We start from the raw sequence: 24,884 nt of genomic DNA, 5'->3' as shown, positions 1-24,884 counted from the left end.
GAGGAGATACAGAATGGAAAATAAGCTGGATAATAACATATCAAAAAGAATTGATATTTTAGATACTACAATTATAACAATCTTTTTTATTCTTCTCATAACATTTTCTTATGGTGGATTAAGCCAAAATCCAATGAATGTGTTTATTGTTTTATTCACAATAATGGGCATGGTAATTGGATATTATACAAATATAACTGTAGGAATATTGTATTCTATAATATTTGATTTTGTATATTCTAGTTTTCATATTTTCTTAAATATATCCAGAGCCATTCCCATTGCACCAGATGTTTATTTTTGGATTGTAATTTTACCGATTATTACTATTATGTATGCATATAAGGGTAAATTAATTAAAGAAATACAATGGGAAAATGCAAGATTTAAAAAAGAAAATAAAGAGCTTATAACGATTGACAAGGATACTGGACTTAGAAGCTCTCAGTCATTCTTTAATGAAATACATGGATATATGAATATAAGCAGAAGATATGGAGTAGAAGCCTATTTAATGTTAATAAAAATAAAATATGAAAGAGAAGTTATAAGTATATTAGGGGAAAGTAAATATAATAAAATTATAATGGAACTTTCTAAAATACTCGATAAGTTTTTAAGAGAAGAAGATAAAAAATTTATACTTAGGGATATGAATTTATTTGGAATAATACTTCTATCAAATGAAAATGGTGGAAAACAGGTTGAAAATAGACTTAAAGAGAGAATTGAGAATATAGAGTTTAAAGAAGAGGCCTTAATAAATAAAATGAAAATTGAAGTAATAGTAGGGCTTGCAAAATATGATGAGGAAACTATAGATAATCCATATGAGCTTTTTAATATGGCTAAAAAGGATATGGAGTACGATGTTTAATAAAGAGTATTGGGTATTTAAAAAAATATACCTATTTATTATTGTTTTAATTTTGATAGTTTCTTTATATACTATAGTTGGTCTAGGTGTTACAGAAAAAGAAGATAGGTATGTACTTGTTTATGATAACTTGTATAATTATGGTGAAAAACATAGTCAAGTATTAAGTTTGTATATTGAGTTGAAATCTATTTACAATAATGTTTTATTAGTTAAATCAAATCAGATTAAAGATATGGAATTTAAAGGAGAAGATATTATAATAGCTCCAAACATAAGCTTTGATTCTGAAAATGAGTATAATGATATATTACAATATTGTAGGGAGAAAGGACTTAAGATTTATAAAGATGAAAAGGGAATAAGTAAAAATAAAAAAACTTCCCAAGAGCTTTTATTAGCTATTGATAAGGTTTATCCATTTTCAGATTTCAATAAACTAATGGATACAGCAGAAAGTTTAAATAATAAAGGCATTAATTTTATTTGTGTTATAATGCCTATTTATCAAAACTATGAAATAACAGCTTATAAAAAATTCATAGAGGTATTGAAATATGTTGAAGAAATGGGTGGAAGGTTTTTTATACATTATCCTATTTTTAATGAAGAAGGAACCTATAATTTAGATTCTAGAGAAGGATTTAAAAGATCTATAGAAGAATATAGAAAAAATGGTATAAATATATTAGGAATCAGAATTTCAAGGGATAAAATATTTAAGAATAGAGATGTATTTGAAGGATTAAACTTGCCATTTTTACTGGTAACTGAAGAAGAAGGTAAATTACAAGAAACCACTAATTTGTTTAAAATATCTAAAGAAATAAATAATCATATTTTTATTGATGGAAAAAACATGAATGAATTAAATATTTTTACATATACAAAGCAAGAAAACGTAAGCTATAATGAAACCGCATATATTGATATTAATACTGATATAACGAAGTTGTATGATTTTCTTAAAATTTTATATAGTGAGGAAATTCCCATAGAGGATTTTAATTTAGAAAATTACTATTTAGAGCTTAAAAATTTTGATTTTGATGAGAATGTTTCTAATCCTCAGGAAAATCAAAAAAATGAGCTTGAAGAATTTAGGAAAAGAGAAATGAAAAAAATTACGGGAGAAAATCTGGAAGAAGAAGAAAGCGAAATAGAAAATTATGATATATCAAAGGCTGTAAGAATAGTAATTAAAATATTATTATTTATAATTCTAATTTTAGCTATTCAAGTTTTTATAGGTAGAAAATATGATATAAGAAAATTTTTCAAAAAATGAGGTTGGAAAAATATGCTTCAGAATATTTATGACTATTTATTACTAATGTCTCTTTTCTCAATATGGCTTGTTATACTTTTGAATATGATTTTAGTTACAAGTGGATTTATTAATTATTTAAAGCATTATAGAAATAAAAAAGATAGAATTTTATCTGAATATCCCTTTGTATCAATACTGATTCCAGCTCATAATGAAGGAAAGGTTATAGAAAAAACTGTTCAATCAATTTTAGATTTAGAATACGATAATGACAGATATGAGATTATAGTAATAAATGATAATTCAAATGATAATTCTAAGGAAATATTAGAAAATATAAAAGAAAGAAATCCCCGTAGATTTTTTAAAATAATAAATACAGATAATATAATAGGTGGAAAGGGAAAATCTAATGCTCTGAACATAGGATTTAAGGAGAGTAGAGGAGAATATATAGTAATATATGATGCAGATAATACGCCAGAAAAAATTGCTTTAAAGGAGCTTGTATATGATATAGAAAATGATCCTGAGGCAGGAGCAGTTATTGGTAAGTTTAGGTGTAGAAATAAGAATAGAAATTTGCTAACAAGGTTTATAAATCTAGAAGGAATCTATTTTCAATGGATGGCCCAGGCCGGAAGGTGGCAGCTATTTAAGCTTTGTACAATACCGGGAACAAATTTTATTATAAGAAGAAGTATTCTGGAAAAGATTGGTGGATGGGATACAAAGGCAATCACTGAGGATACAGAGATTAGTTTTAGAATATACAGAATGGGATATCATATAAGATTTTGTCCTTATTCCGCCACTTGGGAGCAAGAGCCTGAAACAGTATCTGTTTGGCTAAAGCAAAGGAAGAGGTGGATTAAAGGAAATTATTATGTTTTAATAAAGAATTTTAAATATTTATTTGATAAAAAAGCAGGGCCTATAAGATTTGATTTATTGTACTATTTATCTATCTATATTTTTTTCTTTACAGCATCTCTTATATCAGATTTAATATTTGTATTAAGCTTTGGAGGATTTATTAAAACCTATATAGTTGGATATAGTTTGTTATTATGGTTTATGGCATATGTACTTTTTGTACTTTCGGTACAGATATCAAGTTCAACAGAAAAGGGAGAACTTAACTTTTCAAATTTTATTATAATCCTGATCATGTATTTTACATATTGCAAATTATGGATGCTTGTTGCTGTAATAGGATTAGCTAGTTTCATAAATGATATACTGTTTAATAGAAAAGTAACATGGTATAAAACTGAAAGATTTTAAAATATATGGAGGCACATATGAGAAAATACTTTTGCAAATATAAAATAATTCTATTATTGATAGTAATATTTGTTTTTGGGTTAAGTGGAATATGGGCAGAGGAAGGAAAGCAAATCCTTATAAATCAAAAGGATAATGGAAATTTAGAATACATCTATAGAATTAATAGGGATATAGAATTGAGAGGTGTTTCGTCAGAGAGCAAATGGTATTTTAATGTGGAAAAAGAACTGGAAGTAGAAAATTTTAAATTTAATTTATTCTTAAAGTTCAGTGAATTAATTAGAAGGGACATATCATATATAACTGTTTATATGAATAATATTCCAATCAGGTCAATAAGATTGAAGGATGAAGAGGATCAGCTTATCAAAAACTGGCAGCTAGATATACCTGTAGAGACAATTAATACAGGATATAATGAACTAAAGGTAAAGACTAATTCCAGATTAACAGATAATTCTTGTGATGATGACAAAAACATAGCCAACTGGGTTGTAATAGATAAAAAAAGCAATTATATAATAGATTATTCAAGAAAAAATTTATATGATAAAATATCAGATTTTCCAAGACCCTTTATAGGTAAATATGAAGATGAGTCAAAGGGAATAGGAGTTATAATTCCTAAAAATTATACTGAAGATGAAATATCTGCTGCTTTAACATTGATTTCTCATATGAAGGAATATAAAAAGGGGTATGATGTAGAAACTACCTTGTTTAAGTATGGAGATGAAGAAATATTTAATTTCGAAGGTTTAATATATGTGGGTAATTTTAACAATATACCCCAGGAGATAGGAAATATTACTAAAAGTAGTAGAAAAATAAATAGAAATGAAGGTAATATCTATAGGACTGAATTAAGTGGATCTCAAAAGCCTGTGTTTCTAATTTTATCGAATGATGGTAAAAGTCTTATGAATTCAGTAAAGGCATTAAATAATAATGAATTGAAAAGCCAAATGATTGATACCTATTTATCCATACCAAGGGATTTCAATACAGATATAAAAGAAGAAAAAATAGATGACTATATTTATTTAAGCGAGCTGGGACTAAATGGAATTGAAATAAAGGGGAGAAATAAGCAGGTAACAAGTATAGGGATCAATATACCATCTAATAAGGTATTAGCAGAGGAATCGAATGTGAACTTAAAATTAAGATATTCGGATAATCTGGATTACGATAAATCCATGGTGTCATTATATATTAATGGTAAGCCCCTTGGCAGTAAGAAACTAGAAAGAAATAAAAGGGATTTAGATGAATTCAAAGTATATATACCTAAGGAATTTAGAAGGGAAAACTATTATGATTTAAGAGTTGAATTTGAAATGATTCCCGATGGTATAATAACATGTGAGAAATATTTAGCTAGTGAACCCTGGGCATATATAAAGTCCGATTCCTTCTTTTTTGCTTCCCAGCAAGAAAGAAATTTGATGTTATTGGAAAATCTACCTTCACCTTTTTCAAAAAATAACAATATTGATACAACAACAATTATAATACCTGATATTCCTACAAAGGATGATATAAAAATTGCGGGCAGAATTTCTGAAATGATGGGAATAGGTTTAAAAGGGAATAAAGGAATTATTAGAATATCTAGAGGAGACAGTGGTGAAGAAAACTATAAATCCGATGATTTAGTTATATTTGATACACCAAAGGAGTATTCTACTGATAATCTAATTGTATTTGGTACACCAAATGAAAATAGTGAAATTAGAAATATTAATAAGAGCCTATGGTTCAAATATAATGATAACTATAATAGAGTTCTTTCAAATGAGAAAATAGAACTTTTACCACAAACCTATGAAAGTTCAACTTTCATTGAGTTAAAGCCTTCTCCTTATAATAATGAAAAGGCCTTAATGACCATAACATCCCTAGATAAAAAATCTATAATAGATGCCGTTGAGTATTTTTATGGAAGAGAAATAAGCTTGTTTACAGGGGATGCGGCAATTGTTAGTAAGGAAGGAGATTTGTTAAACTTTAGATTTCAAAAAGAAAGTGAAAAACCTGTGATAGATGATATACCGACAGTAAATAGAAATACCCGTGAATATTTGATATTTGCCGGAGTAGTATTGGTATTTATGCTTATATCATTAATTTTGTATTTATATAAGAATAGAAGAAACAAATAAAGTTAGAAACAGGAAATTTTCTAAACTATTTATATATCATTGATGAAGAAAGTATGTATTGTAAATTGTCAAATGAATATATTTGTAGATTATTTTCACTTCCAAAGCTTCCAAAGCCTTTGGAAGCTTGATTAATTATTTGAAATTTTTCGGATTCTTCTAGCAGTGTTTTGGCTTTCTGATTTTCACCTGCTAAATAAAACAGTCTTGCAGCCAGTGAATATAGTGCCGTAGATTCTATTTTGGAAACTGGTTTAAAGGATTCATAGCAGTAATGTGCATATAGTTTTCCGTTTTTTGTATATGCCTCCCATAGCCAATTCATACCATCTTTATCATAATGACCTACTTCTGCTAAATGAATCATCGCATATACAGATTGAATTAAATTTATATTGTCTCCTAGAGTATACTCTTTGTCATTCAAATTATATTGATATTTATATAGACCTGTATTTTTAATCTTTCCTCCTTTTAAAATATTATAGGATGACGAATAGATTTCTTTCCATTCTGAATCTACGGATATTAACTTTTTCATTGTATACAAATCCAAATAGGAAATTGTTATATAATCTGATTTAGAGCCGGTATTTAAATCATAGAAATCTATAGGAGTAAAATCCTTAGTATTATTTAATAAAAGGGATTTGGAAGTATTCTTTATATATTTTAGGTATGAATCTTCGTTCCACTTTTCAGAAGCAAGTATGGCTGTCCTAATAATTCTTAAATCATCAATTAAGGCATTAATCTTTTCTTTTTTCTCATCTTTTCTTTTTATCCAAGAAAATAGGCCATTGTCAAGATATAAATTATCCAATGTCCAATTAAAGCATGTATCAAAAGCTTCTTTTTTGTTTCTGTTTAAAAGATATAATAAAAATAGACCCTGGGATTCGGATAATACGTCTTTGCCAGTGGCAATTATAGAATTATCACTTTCTTTATTAATATAGTTAGTATAAATAGAAAAATCAGGTCCTGACATTTTTTTCGCTAAAAACTTTAGAGCCTCTTTTTCAGGCTTTGGAATTGTCAACTCATCATATATAATATTTTTTTCCCTGGTGATATTAGACAAAAATAACTTTTTAAAGTCAATGGGTGTAAGATATATTAAAAGCAAAGATAATAGGATTAAGCTAAATACTATAATAATTTTTTTTCTAAATTTTATCATAACATACTCCATTCAAATAGAATTGAAATAATTGGACAATTGAAATTTAGGACAATTCCATTATATACTATTTTATAGAAATTTTCACTTGTTTATAAGCCATGACAAAGAAACAAACAGGTGATATAATATAATAAATCAATAATTTATGCTATAATTTACCATATTTTCTTAAAATATCTTTGGAGATGATAATATGTTTAACAATGAATTGATAAGCAATAATTCTAAAATAGATTTTAATTTTTTTGTTGAAAATGAATTATTACATAATCATTTTACAGGCATATTGGCAATAGACAATGAAACAAAAATATTTTTTTGCAATTCATTTTTCTTAAAGATATTGGAATTGGATGCAAAAGATGTTGTGGGGAGATATGTATGCGATGTTATTGATGATTGCAAACTTTACGATACAATAGTTCAAGGAAGTTCAAGCTGGGGAGAAATATTTAAATTAAATGGCAAGAAGTTTATAATTTCAAGATATCCAATAAAGGACGGGAAAAATGTTGTGGGAGCAGTACTTAAGACTATTTTTCCCGACATGATAATAGGAAGACAGGTAAGCAGAAAGCTAACTAATCCCAGTGAAATCTTTAGAGCATATAATGACCATCTTTATACATGTATGGATATAATCGGAGAATCAGAGCGAATGTTATTTGTAAAAAAGTTAGCAAGGAAGGCTGCCAGGTCCTGTTCCAATTTATTGATAACAGGTGAGAGCGGAACTGGAAAAGGAATAGTGGCAGAGGCAATACACAGTAGATCAGTGAGAAGGGATAGGCCCTTTATTAAGGTAAACTGTGCCGCTATTCCTGATACTTTATTGGAATCCGAATTATTTGGATATGTAGAAGGCGCTTTTACAGGTGCTAGAAAGAAGGGTAAACCGGGGAAATTTGAAATGGCCATTGGAGGAACTATTTTTTTAGATGAAATTGGAGATATGCCATTTTATATGCAGGCTAAATTATTACAGGTAATACAGGATAAAAAGGTTGAAAGAATTGGAGGAACCGAGTCAATTGATTTGGACGTTAGGATTATTTCAGCCACAAATCAGGATATACAAGAATTAGTTAGAGAAAAAAAGTTTAGAGAAGATCTTTACTATAGACTGAAGGTTTTAGAAATTAAGATGCCTCCTTTAAGAGAAAGTGTAGAAGATATTCCATTATATGTAGAAGGCTTATTAAATAGAATTAACAAAAAAATAGGTTCCGATGCTGTAGGTTTAACCAAAGAATCAATTGAAATATTACAAAATTATAATTGGCCTGGGAATGTACGTCAGCTTGAGAATTTTTTGGAGCAAGCTGTAAATTATAGCGATGAAGCAATTATAGATATTAATAAACTTCCCATCAGGCCCTGGGAAAATTATGATGAATTCTATGGCGAAATAGAAAAAAATATAAGTATTAAGAACCAAAAGGATCTTAATTATACAATAGAAAAAACTGAAAGAGAAATGATTATTGAAGCAATCAATAAATGTAATGGAAATAAGTCTAAGGCAGCAAAACTACTTAATATTCATCGTTCAGCATTATATAAAAAGATTAAAAGGTTAGAGATCCAATTATAGCTATAGATTTCCCAGAAGGAATGTAAAAGCATTCATTATTTTGGGTGGAAATTTATATTAAATTCTAATTCACGCAACAAACTTAACACTGTCTCCCGAGTGTACATATGTAGAAATGTATATGTACACTTGGGAGACGGTGTTTCTTTTTTGAGAATTATTTTGATGGTAATTTTCTAAGAATTGATTGTCTTTAGATTCAATTTATTTTTACTTTCCAATGAGTTCATATGATATAAGTATTGAAAGAACTGTAAATCAATTAATAGTAAAGGAAATATTAAATTTCAAAAAAGTATTTATTGATATTTGGTATGTAAATTGCTTGTATAAATATGAAGAAGAATAAAAGAGGAGGTTTTTATATGAAGTCAAAGGTAATGTCTATTGATGATGCTTTAAGTGTTGTAAAAGATGGTACAAGATTAATGCTGGGAGGATTTATTGATGTTGGTTCTCCAATTATGTGCATTGAAAAAATAGTTGAAAAAGGTGTAAAGGATTTAACACTTATTGCAGTGACTCCAGGTATGACTGGATTTGGAAAATCTATGCTTTATAAAAACAAACAAGTTAAAGAGTTGATTTCTTCCCATGTAGGTACTTCTGCAGAGTCTACTAAAGAATATCTTGAAGGTGAACTGCTTATGAAAGAGTTTTTCCCAATGGGGACCTGGATTGAAAAGGTTAGAGCCGGGGCAATGGGACTAGGAGGAGTATTGGTACCGGTTGGAGTAGGTATATTGGATCAGCCTGGTCTTTTCGAAAATCTTGATAAACCAAAGAAAGTAATTGATGTAGATGGGATAAAGTGTTTTGTAGAACCAGCTTTAACTGCAGAGGTGGCAATAGTCAAAGCCTGGAGAGCAGATGAATTAGGAAATTTAGAATATAGGAGTACAAGTTTAAATGATAATGCGGATGTGGCAATGGCAGGAAAATACACAATAGCAGAGGTGAATGAAATAGTGCCGGTTGGAACTATTTCACCGGAAAAAGTTGGAACTCCAGGTGTTTTTGTTAATGCAATAGTTCAGGGACAGACCGTTGAGCAGCAGGATAAGACCTATCGTGAGCTTTGGTTATCCCAGGGAAAATTGAACATAGAAGAATAAATTTGAAGGGGGATTTGAGATGAATATAAGAGAAATAATTGCTAAAAGAGCAGCTCTGGAATTGAATGATGGTGAGGTGGCTAATTTAGGTTTTGGTATGCCAACCCAGGCGGTAAATTATCTACCCGAAGGGGTAAGTTTGATCATGCATACGGAAAATGGAGCATTTGGGATTGGGCCTAAACCTAAATATGAAGAAGCAAATTCTGATGTTTCAAATGCAGGGTCTGAGCCAGTTACACTTCCACCTGGAGCAGCTATTATGTCCTTAGGAACTTCCCTAGGAGCAATGAGAAATGGATATATTGATGTTACTATTCTAGGAGCCTTGGAGGTAGATCAAAAAGGTAATATAGCTAACTGGGCGGTAAAGAGAAAGGGACTATGGTGGCCCGGAATTGGTGGAGCAATGGATTTGACCCATGGAACTAAAAAAATTGTAGTAACCTTAACCCATACTGATAAATATGGAAACTCAAAGATAAAAAAGGAAGTTAATTTACCAAAGACAGGTATAAACTGTGTGAAAACAATTATAACAGAAAAGGCAGTATTTGATGTGGGAGATGATATTTTAATATTAAGGGAAATAGCACCGGGGCTTACCATAGAGGAAATAAAAGAAATAACAGAAGCAGACTTTATAGTTTCTGAGGATTTTAAAGAAATGGAAATTTAATAAATAAAAGGTGTGATTATATGGTTTTGACATCTGAAGATTTTATTGTAAAGGCCAAGGAATTTGCTGAAGAATATGTAAAACCAATTTCTAAGGAACTAGACGAAAGCAATCGATTTCCAGAGGAATTATTACATTCCATGGTTAAAAGAAAATTTTTGGGAATTCACTATCCTATAGAATATGAAGGTGGTGGAGAAAGCTCTTTAACTTCCTTCAATGTGGTAAAAGAGTTATCAAAGGCCAGCCCTGGAGTGGGATTGATGTTCATTGTACACTGGATGGCAGTTGACGTTTTGTTAAAGTATGGAACAGATGAACAAAAAGAGAAATATTTAAAGGATTTAATAAAAGGAAAGAGAGTGGCAGCCTATTCAATAAGTGAAGCAGTTGCAGGATCCGATGCTGCGGGAATAAATACAATTGCTGAAAAAACAGAAGAAGGCTGGAAGTTAAATGGTACAAAATACTTTTGTACAAATGGCAGTATTGCAGATGTCTATTTAGTGGCATGCAAAACTGAACCTGAACAAGGAGCTAAGGGAATTAGCATTTTTATTGTAGAAAAAGATTCAGAAGGTTTAAGTATAACTGATTATGCCGATAAGATGGGATTTAGAAGTTCACCTACTACTAATTTAGTTTTAAAGGATTGCATAATCCCTGATGAAAATCTTATTGGATTAGAAAATAAGGGATTTAAAATTGCCATGGATGGACTTACAGGCGGAAGACTTGGAATGGTGGCAATAGGCATAGGTATAGCAGAGGCAGCCATGGAAAGAGCTATAAAACACGCTAATAATAGAAAGGCCTTTGGGAAACCTTTAAGTAAGCTTTATTCAATACAAGAAAAAATAGCCAGTAGCCATATAAGTCTTGAAGCAGCAAAAGGGCTCTTTGAAAAAACCTGTTTTAAAAGAGATTATGGTGATAATTATTCTATAGAATCTTCTGTTGCCAAAGTATTTACAGCAAAGGCTGTAAGGAATATATGCTATGAAGCTATGCAAATATTGGGAGGTCATGGATATTACAAAGATAATGATGTAGAGAGATATTATAGGGATGGGAGATTAATAGATATAGGAGTTGGAGCAACAGAGGTTTTAAATATGGTAATAGGAAGTACAATATTGAGAAGATATAAATAGAATTATAAATAGCAGATGTAGCAAATAAATTATTTGCTACATCTAAATATTTTATGAGAATTATTTAAAAAAATTATAATAGAAATAAAACTATAAAAGAAATTAATTTTTATAGACAAATTGATATTTTAGGAGTAAACTAAATAAAGTAAGGTGAATAAAACACGTACTCCATTAGCTCAGCTGGCTAGAGCACCTGACTCTTAATCAGGGGGTCCAGGGTTCGAACCCCTGATGGAGTACCAATACTCCTCTTAGTATTAAATTATTATTTATGATATTAAACGTATAAAGAAAAGGTCTTTATGCGTTTTTTTATGGGATTAGCTTGCCCTATTATTTATGAAGGATACCATAATTCCCATGGAAAGCATTAATCTGTTTCAATTCAAACTATGGAAAGTATAGTTAATATATTTATAAATATATTAAGATCCTATGTGTTAGAGTGAAAATAATAATAGTAGAAATTTCACAGGACCATGTTGCAAAAGGATAGATATCAAAGGGTGCTGGAAAGATTGACAATTTCTTATTGTCGATCTTTCCAGCACCTTTTTGACATGTTTTTTTACTATAAGTAAGATTGTATTTTCTGATAAGACAAAATAATCATAAAAAATAATTTTTTCATAAAAATTTAATAATTATGAAGAAAAATGTATTATCTTGTAGTATAATTTATATATAATAATAAATATTACAAAAAATTTAGTTATACTTAAAAAATGAAAAGCAAAGGGGGACTGGATAGAAATTAAAAAATACAAATTATATCGTTTCGGTATATATCGTTCAAATATTTACCTAAAGGATGAAACTATAACCTATAGATATAGGGATACAAATATATACTAATAGTTGGTCTAATGTGGAAACATACGATACAAAAGCTAATATGTATAAGTAAATATAGTCTTGATATAGTGAAAATACAGGAAAAAAGAATTGGTTTAGGTTGAATTTTCGTAATATTCAATTTCTTGAATTGGATGATAGAAGTTTTTATGAAAAATATAAAAAAGTATTGCTAAATTAAGCTGAAGTAAGAAAATATAAGTTTACCGGTTTTAAAGAAATAGGAGGTGGATATAGAAGTGAAAATAAAAAGCGAAAAAGCATATGAAGATCTGAGAAATGAAAGACCACAGTTTTGGAATAATCTTTCCTACAATAATAAATTCGATATGAACACCCTTAAGCTGGAGTTTGAAGATATACTTGATGCAGAAAAAAGATTAAAGCGTTTTGCACCATTTTTTCAAAGAGTTTTTGAAGATACAAAAAAAACAAAGGGAATTATTGAATCCAAAGTATTTAAAATTGAAAAAGCCAGTAGAGAAATAGAAAAATATGAAAAAATCAAAATACCAGGAAAGATTTATCTAAAGGGAGATCACAGCCTTCCTATATCAGGATCCATAAAGGCTAGAGGAGGTATTTATGAAGTGCTGTGCCTTGCAGAAAAAATTGCCTTGGAATCGGGAATGTTAAGACTCGAAGATGACTATGGGAAATTGGCTGAAGATAAGTTTAAAGATTTATTTAATAAGTATAGTGTGGCAGTAGGGTCTACTGGAAACTTGGGTCTTAGCATAGGTATTATGAGTGCAGTATTGGGATTTAAGGTTACAGTTCATATGTCCTGTGACGCAAAGGAATGGAAAAAGGAGATGCTCAGAAGTAAAGGTGTTATTGTCAGAGAATATGAAAGTGATTTTTCCTATGCCATTGCCCAGGGAAGAAAGGAAGCTCAAAGAGATCCCAATTGTCATTTTGTCGATGATGAAAATTCCAAGGAGCTGTTTCTTGGGTATTCTGTAAGTGCCTTGAGATTAAAAAAACAATTTGAAGATATGGATATTTTGGTTGATCAGGAACATCCACTTTTTGTATATCTTCCCTGTGGAGTAGGTGGAGGACCAGGTGGTGTCACCTTCGGACTAAAATGGGTGTTTGGCGAGAATGTGCATCCTATATTTGTAGAACCGGTGCAATCTGCTTCTATGCTGCTGGGAATGGTTACGGGAATGTATAATAATATATCTGTTCAGGATATTGGACTTAGTAATAGAACCATTGCCGATGGCTTGGCTGTAGGACGATCTTCTGAATTTGTAGGAAGATTTGTAGAGCCTATTGTGGCAGGATTTGCCACCTTTGAGGACAATGAGCTATATGACCTTTTAAAAATATTATATGATACAGAAAATATAGCTCTAGAACCCTCTGCCCTGTCAGGATTTAAGGGAATAAAGATGTTGTTATCAACCCAAGAAGGAAAAAAACTGCTAAGTGATATAAATTTAGAGAATAAGATGGATAAAGCAACCCATTTAGTGTGGGCAACAGGAGGACGAATGGTTCCAAAGGATGTAATGATGGCGGATTATAACAAAGCAAGTTATAAATTATAAAACTTCCTATAGGTAGCCAACATTGAAATTTATAATACCTTAAAGTTGGTTATCTTTAACTATATATAAGGAAGAAAAAAGTAAAAGAAGAGGAGGAGATTTTATGAAGTTAAAAAAGATTATTGTAATTATGCTGGCATTGGTAATGGTGTTGTCTTTAGCTGCTTGTGGAAATAATGACGAAAATAATACAGCAAAAGAAACTTCAAACCAGGAAGCCTCAAACCAAGAACCAAAGGAAGGAAAGAAAATATTTAAGTATGGTAATGATTTAGGAGCTTTAACAGGGTTAGATGTCCATTTATTCACAACTTCAGAGGTTTTTGAGGTTTCAGAACAGACCCATGAAGCCCTTATAGGAGTGAGAACAGGTACTTATGAATTGTATCCGCTTCTTATAACAGAGATGCCTAAGGTATCAGAAGATGGTTTAACCTACAGCTTTGAATTAAAGAAGGGGATAAAATTCCATGATGGTAGTGAGCTTACAAGCCATGATGTTAAATATACACTTGAGAGAATATTTACACCATCGGTTGGAAATGTAAATACTTGGATTTGCGATATGATTAAAGGTTCAAAGGAAATGCTAGAGGGGGAGGCCACAGAGCTTTCTGGATTTAAATTAATAGATGATTATAAATTTGAAATCAGTCTTTATGAACCCTATGCTCCCTTTGAAGCAGTAATGGCTACTACTCAAATGGTGATTTTTCCAGAAGAAGCAGAAAGCTATGGAAAGGATTGGGGTCTTAAAACTTATATAGGAACTGGTCCTTTAAAATTAAAGGAATTTCAACCAAAGGTAAAGGTAATGTTAGAAAGATTTGATGATTATCATGGAGAAGTTGCTAAGCTTGATGAATTACATTTTCTAAATATGGAAGCAAATACAGCATTACTGGAATTTGAAAAGGGAAATATTCATCTTGCAAGGGTACAGGAAAGCTTAGTGGATCAATACAAAGATGACGAAAAACTTAAAGATAAATTGAGAGAGCAGAATTTAATAGGAATTATTGCATTGACATTAAATCATGAAAAACCACCTCTAGATGATGTAAGGGTAAGAAAGGCAGTAAGCTTAGCTGTGGATAGAAAATCCCTGGCAGAAAATTATCTTAAAGGAAATGTGTCTCCTGCTAAGAGTATGCTTCCTCCAGGAGTGTTAGGATATGATCCTGATGCACCAGAACTTGAATATAATCCAGAAAAAGCAAAGGAATTATTGGCAGAGGCAGGTTATCCCGATGGAGTAGAACTTACATCAGTAGTTTCAGAAAAAAATAAGCTGGTAGGTGTATTCACGGTATTACAGGCACAGCTTAAAGAAGCAGGTATCACTTTAAATATACAACAAGTAGATAAGCCTAGCTATGTAGACTTAAGGAAGCGTGGAGAAATTCAAATGCCTATTTTGACTTGGTATGCCGATTATGTAGATCCTGATAATTTCCTATATACATTCTTGTATAAAGAAAATAGTGTTTTCTTCTCCAGCAATTATAAAAATGAAGAATTCAATAAATTAGCTGAAGAAGGTAGAAGAATTGCAAATAGAGAAGAAAGAGAAGAACTTTATAAGAAATTAGATTACAAGGTAGTACATGAAGATTTACCTCACTCTCCATTATATACTCCAAAGGCATTTTATATGGAGGCCGATAATGTGGATGGACTAGAAATGCAAAACTTTACCTTTAGATTTTATAATACAGATTTAAAGTAAGAGTAAAAAGGGGCTACTTTTATAGTAGCCTCGGATTTTATTAAAGAGGTTTTGAAGGGAGGAAAAACAATTTGAAGCGATATATATTAAAAAGGCTTATCCAGGCATTTATTGTTTTAATAGGTGTAACCTTAGTTACCTTTACTCTGTTAAATATAATACCTGGAGATCCAGCATCAATGATGTTAGAGAAAAAAGCCGATCCGGCTACTATTGAAAGAATAAGACATGAGCTTGGATTGGATAGGCCTCTTACTATACAATATGTGGATTTTGTAAAAAATGCTGTTATGGGGGATTTTGGAACTTCCTATTTTGAAAGGGAAGAAGTAATTGTAATGATTAAAAGGGCTTTTCTAGTTACTTTTAAGATTGGAACCTATGCATTGGGCTTTGCAATTCTCTTTGGAATATCTGTTGGCACAATTGCAGCAGTTTATCGTGGTACTATAATCGATAGGCTAATTATGCTAATTACTATGGTAGGAATATCATCACCAGCTTTTTGGGTGGCCATTATACTTCAAATTATATTTGGGCTCAAATTTGATTTATTACCTATTTCAGGTATTGATGCACCTGGAGCCTTTATACTTCCCAGTATTGCCTTGGGAACAAGATATGCTGCATCCATTGCTAGATTAACAAGAACTAGTATGCTGGATGCAATGACCCAAGACTATGTAAGAACCGCTCGTTCTAAAGGTATTCATGAGTTTATTGTGGTAATGAAGCATGTGTTTAAAAACGCTTCTGTACCTATCATTACCTTTACGGGCTTAACCGTTAAGTTTATTCTTGGAGGCTCTATGCTTACTGAAACTGTTTTTTCTATACCAGGACTTGGAAAACTCATGATTGATGCAATTATGACAAGGGATATACCTGTGATTCAAGGATGTGTTGTTTATATAGCAGCGGTTTTTGTAATTATAAACTTATTAATTGATATTTTCTATGGTGTGTTAGACCCTAGAGTCAGAACAGCGAAAGGAGCATAAGAATGGGAATAAAGAATTTATTCAAAAAAAGAGATTTAGAAATTGAGCTTGAAACAGGAGAGGAAATCATCTATTCCAGCTTTTATGAAGATGCAGTAAAAAGACTGAAGAAAAATAAATTTGCCATGATTAGTATGTATGTTTTAATAGCTCTTGTGCTTATGGCCATATTCGCACCTTTAATTGCTCCTTATGATCCTGCGGAGCAAGATGTATATAATATAATGCAAAAGCCTTCGTCAGAGCATATTTTTGGTACAGATGAATTTGGCAGAGATATTCTATCAAGGATTATTTATGGGGCAAGAATATCCCTTAGTGTAGGTATAATTGCTGAAGCTATAGCTATAACCATTGGAGTTATATTAGGATCCATTGCAGGGTATTTTGGCGGAAAAGCAGATATGATTATATCAAGACTTATTGAAATATTTGCTTCCTTTCCACAAATTTTGTTTGCCCTGGCTATTATGTTTGTACTAGGCCCTGGAATTATAAATTTATTTATTGCAATTGGTTTTGTTGGATGGACATCGGTTGCAAGGGTTATACGTGGGCAAATAATGCAATTAAAGGAAAAGGAATATGTAGAAGCTTCTATTGCCAGTGGAGGTGGAGGTATGAGGATTATATTCAAACATTTAATACCTAATTGCTTATCTACAATTATCGTTATAGTCACATTGAATATACCGGCGGATATTATGTATGAAGCAAGTTTAAGCTTTTTAGGTCTAGGAGTACAACCTCCTACTGCCAGTTGGGGAGCCATGATTAATGCAGCTAGGGCATATATAAGGGCAAATCCCCATTACAGTATATTTCCAGGAATTGCGATTATGATTACGGTATTGGCCTTTAATATGTTGGGCGATGGATTAAGGGATGCTTTAGATCCAAAATTAAAAAACCAGGGGGGTGGAAATTAAGATGTCAGAAAAATTACTCCAGATTAATAATTTAAAAACATATTTTTTTACAGATGAAGGAGTTGTTCGTGCTATCGATGATGTGAGTTTTTCTTTAAAGAGGGGAGAAACTCTAGGTATAGTTGGAGAATCAGGCAGCGGGAAAAGTCAGACTGCATTGTCTATTATGCAGCTTTTGGAAAATCCTGGTAAAATAGCTGGAGGAGAAATTATATTTGAGGGCAAAAATTTATTAAATAAAACAAAAAAGGAAATGAGAAAAATCCGTGGTAATGAGATTGCAATGATTTTTCAGGAGCCAATGACATCCCTTAACCCTGTTTATACAATAGGAAATCAGATTATGGAAAATATTAAACTTCATCAAAAACTAAATAAAAAAGAAGCAAGAGAAAAGACAATAGAAATGTTAAAGCTTGTAAACATTCCTGCGCCGGAGAAAAGAATTGATGAATATCCCCATCAGATGTCAGGAGGAATGAGGCAAAGGGTTATGATTGCTATGGCACTTTCCTGTAATCCTAAGCTATTGATATGTGATGAGCCTACAACGGCCCTAGATGTTACTATTCAAGCTCAAATACTGACACTGATCAACCAGCTGAAAAGTAAAATCAATACATCTATTATAATGATTACCCATGATTTGGGAGTAGTATCCCAGGTATCGGAAAATGTACTTGTAATGTATGCAGGAAAGGCAATGGAGTATGGAAAAGTAAAGAATATATTTAAAAGTCCCCTTCACCCCTATACTGAAGCCCTTATTAGATCTATACCTACTATTGGAAATAAACAAAGAAGGTTAAGTGTAATAAAGGGTATGGTACCAAATTTAAAAAATAGACCCGAGGGTTGTTTATTTGCTCCAAGATGTGAATACGCAAAGGATATTTGTAAGAAATCCATGCCTGAAATTGTAGATATCAAGGGCCAAAAAGTAAGATGTTGGAAATATTGTGCTAAGTGGCAGGAGGTGGAATAATGGGTGTCGAATATGTAAAAAGTAAAGAGGATGCTATATTTAAGGTACGTAATTTGAAGCAGTGGTTTAATACAGATAAAAAAGATGAAAATGGAAATAAGCTTTATGTTAAGGCAGTTGATGGAGTTACCTTTGATGTGAGATATGGAGAGACCCTTGGAATCGTAGGGGAGTCAGGCTGTGGCAAATCAACCCTGGGAAGAACAGCCCTAAGATTAATTGAACCTACAGAGGGAGAAATTATATTTCAGGGAAAAAATCTCATGTCCTTATCTAAAAATGAAATGAGAAGTATTAGAAAAGAGCTTCAAATTATGTTTCAGGATCCCTATGCTTCATTAAATCCAAGGATGACAATAGGTGATATTATTGCAGAACCCATGGATATACAGAAGGTAGGAGATAGAAAATATCGCTTAAAAAGAACAATAGAATTAATGAAATTATGTGGTTTAGACCCATCTTATATTCGAAGGTATCCCCATGAGTTTTCAGGAGGGCAGAGACAAAGAATTGGTATAGCAAGGGCAATGGCATTAAATCCAAAGCTATTAGTATGTGATGAGCCGGTTTCAGCATTGGATGTATCTATACAATCTCAAGTACTGAATTTACTAATGGATTTACAAGAAGAGTTTAGGCTTAGCTTATTATTTATCTCTCATGACTTAAGTGTTGTAAATCATATTTCTAACAGAGTAATGGTAATGTATTTAGGTAAAACAATGGAGTTTGCCGAAAAAGAAGAAATTTTTAATAGGCCTCTACACCCCTATACAAGAGCTCTGTTAAATGCAATACCTTCTATTGATGGAGACATTAATTTACAAAGTGATCAGCTTCTTCAGGGAGATATACCGAGCCCCATAAATCCTCCAAAAGGCTGTGTATTCCATACGAGATGCCCCTATTGTCAGGAAAGATGTAAGAGTGAGAAACCAGAGTATAGAGAGATTCTGCCTGATCATAATATAGCATGTCATTATGGTGAAAAATTTATATAAAAAGGGGTAGGAGGAATACTATGTTGGGAGAAAGAGTCAGAGAGATAAGAAAAAAGAACAATATTAAATTAGTAGAAATGGCTAAGCAAATAAACTTAAGTCCAAGCTATTTGTCTCAAATTGAAAGGGACTTGATTAGTCCATCCTTGTCTGCACTGAGAAAAATAGCTAAAGTATTAAATGTGCCTATATATGAATTTTTAAAAGAAGATGAAAAAAAAGCTATTCATATAAAAAAAGAAAAGAGGATAAAACTGGAATTACCGGATACAGACATAGTTTATGAATTTTTAACACCAACAAGATTAAGAAATGGTACTCCAAATATGGAAATTATTTTTATGAAATTAAATCCCTTTAGCTGGAGTAGTGAAGATTTTTCTTATCATGCAGCAGATGAATGTATTTTTGTCATCAGAGGTGAGGTGGAGATATATTTAGGAGAAACAAAGTACAATCTTTTAAATGGAGATAGCCTATATATAAAGGAAAATACCCGTCACAGACTTTATAATCCTAAAAATACAGTAGCAGAGGTAATAAGCTGTATTTCACCTCCCATTTATTAAAATAAAAAATTGGGGGACTAGTTATGGATTTTATTAGGAGAAAATCCTTAGAAATTTTAAATAGAGCCTTTGTAGTCGATATGCATATGGATATAGGAATTGAACTTGAGAAGCAAAGGAAAAAGGGATATACCCATGTTTTAAACAATGATTATTTAGAGGAGTTTAAGGCTGGAGGAGTAAATTTAGTAATAGCTGCTATTTTTATAGAAAATGAAGACTTACCCCATAAGGGATTACACTTGGCCCTAAGACAAGTATCGGCAATATTAAAAGATATTGAGGAATGTAAAGAAAATTTTATTTTTTGCAAAGATATTAATGATATAAATAAGGCGAGAAAAGATAAGAAAATAGGTATTTTTATCTCTCTTGAAGGCTTAGAACCGGTGGAAGATGATTTAGAGCTGTTAAATGTTTTTTATAAATTAGGAGTTAGAGGAATGGGCCTTGTTTGGTCCAGAAGAAATGCAGTTGGAGATGGATGTACCTTTGAACCTGTAAAAAGGGGAGCAGAAGGTGGGCTTACAGAGTTTGGAGTCAAGGTTTTAGAATTTGCAAAGGAAAAAAAGATGATAGTAGATATAAGCCATCTTAACGATATAGGAATAGAAGATGTACTTAAATTAAGTGATTATCCTATAATTGCCTCCCATTCAAATGCCAGGGAAATTTACAATATAAAAAGAAATCTTACAGATGATCAATTAAGAAAAATAGCCTCTAAGGGTGGAATAGTTGGTATTAATGCTGCAAAAATTATTGCAGGAGATAAAAAAACCGCCAATATGAAGGATTTATTTAAACATATAGATTACATTAAAAACCTAATCGGATCAGAACATCTGGGGTTAGGACTGGATTTATGTGATAAGCTTATAAGACATGGTGTAAAGGAAGTACCTAAGAATGGAATGATAAGCTATGATGTTTTAAATACCCATAAAGACATTGTAAAATTAGTTGATATGATGGTAGAAAAGGGATATGATGATGGAGAAATAGAAAATATATTGGGAAAAAGCTTTTTGAGGGTTTTGGAAAGGATAATGGGTTAAAAAATTTATTATATAGATTATATTATTATAAAATAAAAGGATCTTTTAAAGTAAAGGAAATCACCTGTTGATTGATATACTCCCTTTATAGTAGACAGTTAAGATAATAAAACTATCTATTATGAGGGGAGTTTTATTATTGGAAGAAAAGGTTAAATTTAATTTATAAAAAAATATTTTATATTGACATATACATAAAAAAAGGGTACAATCAAGATGTAAAAAAGGAAACGGTTTCCGTTATACAGAAAACTTAAAAATAGATGGAAGGGGTTAGTATGGGGGATTATGTTCAATCAGTAATAAAGGTTGGTAAGATATTAGAATTATTTGATAAAGATAGGGATGAATTAGGTATAGTTGAGATTAGAGATCATCTAGGATATCCAGTTAGTACAATACATCGTTTGATTTCTACTTTAGAGCATATGGGGTATATTTATCAAAATGAAAAAAATAATAAATACAGTTTAGGCTTTAAAGCCTATGTACTAGGTAGTAAAGTAAAGATAATAAATCATTTGAAGGAAGTATCTAAACCCTATTTAGATGAGTTATCCAATAAATATGGGGAAACAGTTCATCTGGCAATAAATATGAATAATAAGGTTTTATGTGTTCAAAAGACCAGTACAAATCGAACTTTAACCGTTACACCAGGTGAAGGAGGAACCCATTATATCCATGCAACATCCGTAGGCAAATCTTTGCTTGCCTTTAGTGACAAAGAAAAAACAGAAAAATTTATAGAAGGAACAGATTTTGTAAAATTAACACAAAAAACAATCACAGATAAAGAAGAACTTAAAGAAGAACTTGAAAAAATAAGAAAGAATAAGGTTGCAGTTGATATGGAAGAATCTGAAATAGGACTTATATGTATTGGAGCTCCAATTTTATCTAGAAGTGGCAAGGCTATTGCAGCCATAAGTCTATCTATTCCCGATTCTCGTTTAACTCATAATATTGAGGAATTAAAAAAGAATGTACAAATTACAGCAAATAAAATTGCCCATAAATTATATTCTTAGTTTAAATAAAAAGGCTAAAAGCCTTTTTATTAATAGCATAATACCGGAAATCAATTCCGTATTACGGAAAAAGGAGGAAGATGGGGATGTTCATATCTAAAAAGGACATTAAATTAATTGCTAAGGAATTATATGAAGCAGAAAAAAATGCAAAGCCCATAGAAAAAAGCATAACCGATAGATATTCTGATATGACTTTACAAGATGCTTATTCTATACAATTAGAATTAATTGATTTGAAACAACAAAATGGTGAGGTAATAATAGGTAAAAAAATTGGTTTTACCAGTGAAAAATTGAGAAAACAATTTAATGTAACTGAACCTGATTATGGAATTTTAACAAATGCAGGGACTTTTATGGAAAACACACCTATTTCAATGTCAACCCTTATTGAACCTAGAATAGAAGGAGAAATAGCCTTTGTATTAAAGGAAGATTTAAAAGGTCCCAATGTAACAATAGTAGATGTATATAATGCCACAAAGGGAATAATTCCTTGCATAGAAGTAGTAGATAGCCGTATGAAAAATTGGAATATGAAATTATTAGATTCCATTTCTGATAACGCTTCCAATGCAAAAATAGTACTTGGGACGAAAATGGAAAGTTTAGATAAATTTGATTTAAAGCATATGGGCTTAGTAGTAACAAAAAATGGATATGTAATGGAAACTGCTGCGGGAGCCGCGGTTTTCGGTCACCCGGCATATTCAGTTGCTTGGTTAGCTAATAAACTTAGTGAATTTGGTATCTATCTTAAAAAGGGAGAAATAATTTTATCTGGTTCCTTTACTCCTGTATTCGATGTTAAGGCCAATGATTATGTTGAGGCCACTTTCGATGGATTGGGAAGTGTATCAGTTCGCTTTGTGGATTAATTCTATAAATTCAATATAAAAGCACAATAATATAAGGAGGTTTTAAAATGGCAAAAATTAAAGTTGTTATTTTAGGTCCCGGTAATATTGGTACCGACCTAATGTATAAGGTAATGAGAAGCAATGTTTTAGAAATGGGGGCAATGATTGGAATTGACCCGGAGTCTGCGGGTTTGAAAAGGGCTGAAAAACTGGGAATACCTGCATCGGCAGAAGGGATTGATTATCTTAAAAATAATCCAGACTGTGCAGAAATTGTATTTGATGCAACAACAGCAAAGGCCCATGCAAAGGTACACGCACCTGTACTTGCAGAGATGGGGAAAATCGCTATTGATTTGACTCCAGCAGCAGTTGGTAAAATAGCAACACCAATGGTTAATATGAAGGATTGTTTAAATGAGAACAATGTAAATTTAATTACCTGTGGAGGCCAGGCGACTACACCTATTGTACATGCTATAAATCAGGTGGTTGACGTAGAGTATGCTGAGGTAGTGTCAACTGTGGCAAGTAAAAGTGCAGGACCTGGTACAAGGGCAAATATCGATGAATACTGCTCAACAACTTCAAAGGCCCTTAGGGATCTTGGTGGAGCTGATAGATCAAAGGTATTTACAATTTTCAACCCAGCCGTGCCAGAAATACCAATGAGAAATACAGTTTTTTGTATCCCTAAAGAAGATGTAGATATTGAAGAGGTAAAAAAATCTGTAAAGAAAATGGTTAAAGGGATACAAGAATATGTGCCAGGATATGAATTAACAATGGAGCCAATAATAAATAATAGTGTTATCACTACAACAGTAAGTGTTCATGGTGCAGGGGATTTTCTTCCAAGCTATGCAGGAAACTTGGATATGGAAACATCATCAGCATTAAAAATGGCTGAAATGTTTGCAGATAAAATGTTAAGGGAAAGAGGTGAAATATAATGACAAAGAGACCAGTAAAAATTATTGATACAACATTACGTGACGGTAGTCATGCTATTCATTATCAATATAGTGTGGAAGATGTAAAAAATATTTGCAAGGGGCTTGAAGAGTCAGGGGTATATGCAGCTGAAGTTGGCCATGGCGCTGGTATTGGAGGATCTACATTACAATATGGATTAGCAAAGGAAGCAGACCGTGATATTTTAACAGCAGCAGCTTCATGCCTAAAAAATACAAAATTGGCAGTATTACTTGTTCCAGGATTAGGTACTATGGATGATTTGAAGGCAGCCTATGAATGTGGAGTACGTTTAGTTAGGGTTGCAGTACATTGTACAGAGCTTGATGTTGGTATGCAGCATATTAAATTAGGTAAAGAGTTAGGAATGGAAGTGGCTGCCTTCTTTATGATGTCCCATATGATTTCAGCAGAGGAACTGGCAGAGCAATTTAAAATAGCTGAAAGCTATGGTGTGGATTTCATATATATGGCAGATTCTTCTGGAGCAATGGTGCCAGAGGAGATAACAAAAAGAGTGAAATTATTAAAGGAAGCAGTAAATGTTCCAATTGGAGTTCATTGTCATAACAATTTAGGATTAGCCGTAGGAAATTCCCTAGCTGCTTATGAATCAGGGGCAGACTTTGTTGATACAACTCTTCAAGGACTGGGAGCCGGAAGTGGGAATACACCTACAGAAGCCACAGTTGCTGCCTTTAATAAAATGCAGGTTGAAACAGGTTGTGATTTATTTAAGCTTATGGAAGCAGGCGAGAAATATGTTCGTCCCCTTGTTCAACATTCTTTAGAGGTAACTAATGAATCTATAATATTGGGATATACTGGAATATATTCGAGCTTCTATTTACCAACTATTAAAACTGCAAAGAAATTCAATGTTAATCCAATAGATGTACTTGTTGAACTTGGAAAGCGAAAGGTAGTTGGTGGTCAAGAGGATATGATTCTGGATGTTGCATATGAATTATCCAAAAGAAAGGATGTTTAAAG

The 24,884-nt window shown here is 31.8% G+C and carries 21 protein-coding genes and 1 tRNA gene; 21 read left to right on the top strand and 1 reads right to left on the bottom strand.

Annotation, left to right across the window (positions count from 1 at the left end; translation table 11 throughout):
* Positions 1-13 precede the first annotated feature (13 nt).
* Genes B5X81_RS21675 through B5X81_RS21660 form a run of 4 tightly spaced genes read left to right on the top strand, consistent with a single transcriptional unit; the run spans position 14 to position 5,602 of the window.
* The gene (locus B5X81_RS21675; protein WP_170917542.1) at positions 14-877 is read left to right on the top strand and encodes a diguanylate cyclase domain-containing protein; all 864 of its coding nucleotides are present in this window, start codon (positions 14-16) and stop codon (positions 875-877) included.
* The gene (locus B5X81_RS21670) at positions 831-2,165 is read left to right on the top strand and encodes a thioredoxin domain-containing protein (protein ID WP_139380433.1); all 1,335 of its coding nucleotides are present in this window, start codon (positions 831-833) and stop codon (positions 2,163-2,165) included. Before B5X81_RS21675 ends, B5X81_RS21670 begins: the two co-directional genes overlap by 47 nt.
* A gap of 12 nt (positions 2,166-2,177) precedes the next feature.
* Entirely contained in the window at positions 2,178-3,434 is a 1,257-nt protein-coding gene (locus tag B5X81_RS21665; protein ID WP_079494850.1) for a glycosyltransferase, read from the top strand.
* Between the two features lie 17 nt (positions 3,435-3,451).
* Entirely contained in the window at positions 3,452-5,602 is a 2,151-nt protein-coding gene (locus tag B5X81_RS21660) for a cellulose biosynthesis cyclic di-GMP-binding regulatory protein BcsB (protein WP_170917541.1), read from the top strand.
* Positions 5,603-5,627: 25 nt separating this feature from the next.
* Here B5X81_RS21660 and B5X81_RS21655 read toward each other — a convergent pair whose 3' ends face one another.
* The gene (locus B5X81_RS21655) at positions 5,628-6,785 is read right to left on the bottom strand and encodes a glycosyl hydrolase family 8 (RefSeq protein WP_079494847.1); all 1,158 of its coding nucleotides are present in this window, start codon (positions 6,783-6,785) and stop codon (positions 5,628-5,630) included.
* 196 nt (positions 6,786-6,981) lie between these two features.
* Here B5X81_RS21655 and B5X81_RS21650 point away from each other — a divergent pair, with 196 nt between their 5' ends.
* The 17 genes from B5X81_RS21650 to dmpG all read left to right on the top strand — a co-directional run bounded on the left by B5X81_RS21650 (position 6,982) and on the right by dmpG (position 24,882).
* A complete protein-coding gene (locus B5X81_RS21650; protein WP_079494845.1) occupies positions 6,982-8,382 on the top strand; it encodes a sigma-54 interaction domain-containing protein in 1,401 nt (466 codons plus the stop codon).
* A gap of 365 nt (positions 8,383-8,747) precedes the next feature.
* Positions 8,748-9,497, top strand: a complete 750-nt coding sequence (locus tag B5X81_RS21645) for a CoA transferase subunit A (protein ID WP_079494843.1) — start codon at positions 8,748-8,750, stop codon at positions 9,495-9,497.
* 19 nt (positions 9,498-9,516) lie between these two features.
* Positions 9,517-10,176, top strand: coding sequence for a 3-oxoacid CoA-transferase subunit B (locus tag B5X81_RS21640; RefSeq protein ID WP_079494841.1), 660 nt, complete (start codon positions 9,517-9,519; stop codon positions 10,174-10,176).
* 20 nt (positions 10,177-10,196) lie between these two features.
* Complete coding sequence (locus B5X81_RS21635) at positions 10,197-11,330, top strand: acyl-CoA dehydrogenase family protein (protein ID WP_079494839.1); 1,134 nt, start codon at positions 10,197-10,199, stop codon at positions 11,328-11,330.
* Between the two features lie 168 nt (positions 11,331-11,498).
* Positions 11,499-11,575, top strand: a tRNA-Lys gene (locus B5X81_RS21630).
* Between the two features lie 852 nt (positions 11,576-12,427).
* On the top strand, positions 12,428-13,747 hold the full coding sequence (locus tag B5X81_RS21625; protein WP_079494837.1) for a D-serine ammonia-lyase: 1,320 nt from the start codon (positions 12,428-12,430) through the stop codon (positions 13,745-13,747).
* A 103-nt stretch (positions 13,748-13,850) separates the two neighbouring features.
* Positions 13,851-15,476, top strand: a complete 1,626-nt coding sequence (locus B5X81_RS21620) for an ABC transporter substrate-binding protein (RefSeq protein ID WP_079494835.1) — start codon at positions 13,851-13,853, stop codon at positions 15,474-15,476.
* Between the two features lie 71 nt (positions 15,477-15,547).
* Positions 15,548-16,477 (top strand): ABC transporter permease, encoded by a 930-nt coding sequence (locus B5X81_RS21615; RefSeq protein ID WP_079494833.1) that lies wholly within the window; start codon positions 15,548-15,550, stop codon positions 16,475-16,477.
* Positions 16,478-16,479: 2 nt separating this feature from the next.
* The gene (locus B5X81_RS21610; RefSeq protein ID WP_079494831.1) at positions 16,480-17,406 is read left to right on the top strand and encodes an ABC transporter permease; all 927 of its coding nucleotides are present in this window, start codon (positions 16,480-16,482) and stop codon (positions 17,404-17,406) included.
* Between the two features lies 1 nt (position 17,407).
* Positions 17,408-18,391, top strand: a complete 984-nt coding sequence (locus B5X81_RS21605) for an ABC transporter ATP-binding protein (RefSeq protein ID WP_079494829.1) — start codon at positions 17,408-17,410, stop codon at positions 18,389-18,391.
* Positions 18,391-19,395 carry an ABC transporter ATP-binding protein gene (locus B5X81_RS21600; RefSeq protein ID WP_079494827.1) on the top strand — a complete coding sequence of 335 codons (1,005 nt, stop codon included), beginning with the start codon at positions 18,391-18,393 and terminating at the stop codon, positions 19,393-19,395. The genes B5X81_RS21605 and B5X81_RS21600 overlap by 1 nt, the downstream gene beginning before the upstream one ends.
* Positions 19,396-19,415: 20 nt before the next feature.
* Positions 19,416-19,964, top strand: coding sequence for a helix-turn-helix domain-containing protein (locus tag B5X81_RS21595; RefSeq protein ID WP_079494826.1), 549 nt, complete (start codon positions 19,416-19,418; stop codon positions 19,962-19,964).
* Between the two features lie 23 nt (positions 19,965-19,987).
* On the top strand, positions 19,988-21,022 hold the full coding sequence (locus B5X81_RS21590) for a dipeptidase (protein WP_079494824.1): 1,035 nt from the start codon (positions 19,988-19,990) through the stop codon (positions 21,020-21,022).
* Positions 21,023-21,300: 278 nt separating this feature from the next.
* Entirely contained in the window at positions 21,301-22,053 is a 753-nt protein-coding gene (locus tag B5X81_RS21585) for an IclR family transcriptional regulator (protein WP_170917540.1), read from the top strand.
* An 86-nt stretch (positions 22,054-22,139) separates the two neighbouring features.
* Positions 22,140-22,934, top strand: a complete 795-nt coding sequence (locus B5X81_RS21580; RefSeq protein ID WP_139380430.1) for a 2-keto-4-pentenoate hydratase — start codon at positions 22,140-22,142, stop codon at positions 22,932-22,934.
* A gap of 47 nt (positions 22,935-22,981) precedes the next feature.
* Entirely contained in the window at positions 22,982-23,869 is an 888-nt protein-coding gene (locus B5X81_RS21575) for an acetaldehyde dehydrogenase (acetylating) (protein ID WP_079494821.1), read from the top strand.
* The gene (gene dmpG, locus B5X81_RS21570) at positions 23,869-24,882 is read left to right on the top strand and encodes a 4-hydroxy-2-oxovalerate aldolase (RefSeq protein ID WP_079494820.1); all 1,014 of its coding nucleotides are present in this window, start codon (positions 23,869-23,871) and stop codon (positions 24,880-24,882) included. Before B5X81_RS21575 ends, dmpG begins: the two co-directional genes overlap by 1 nt.
* The last annotated feature ends 2 nt before the right edge of the window (positions 24,883-24,884 follow it).

This window comes from Maledivibacter halophilus (genome assembly GCF_900167445.1).
GTDB lineage: Bacteria > Bacillota > Clostridia > Peptostreptococcales > Caminicellaceae > Maledivibacter > Maledivibacter halophilus.
This window is presented reverse-complemented; position numbering and strand designations above follow the sequence as displayed.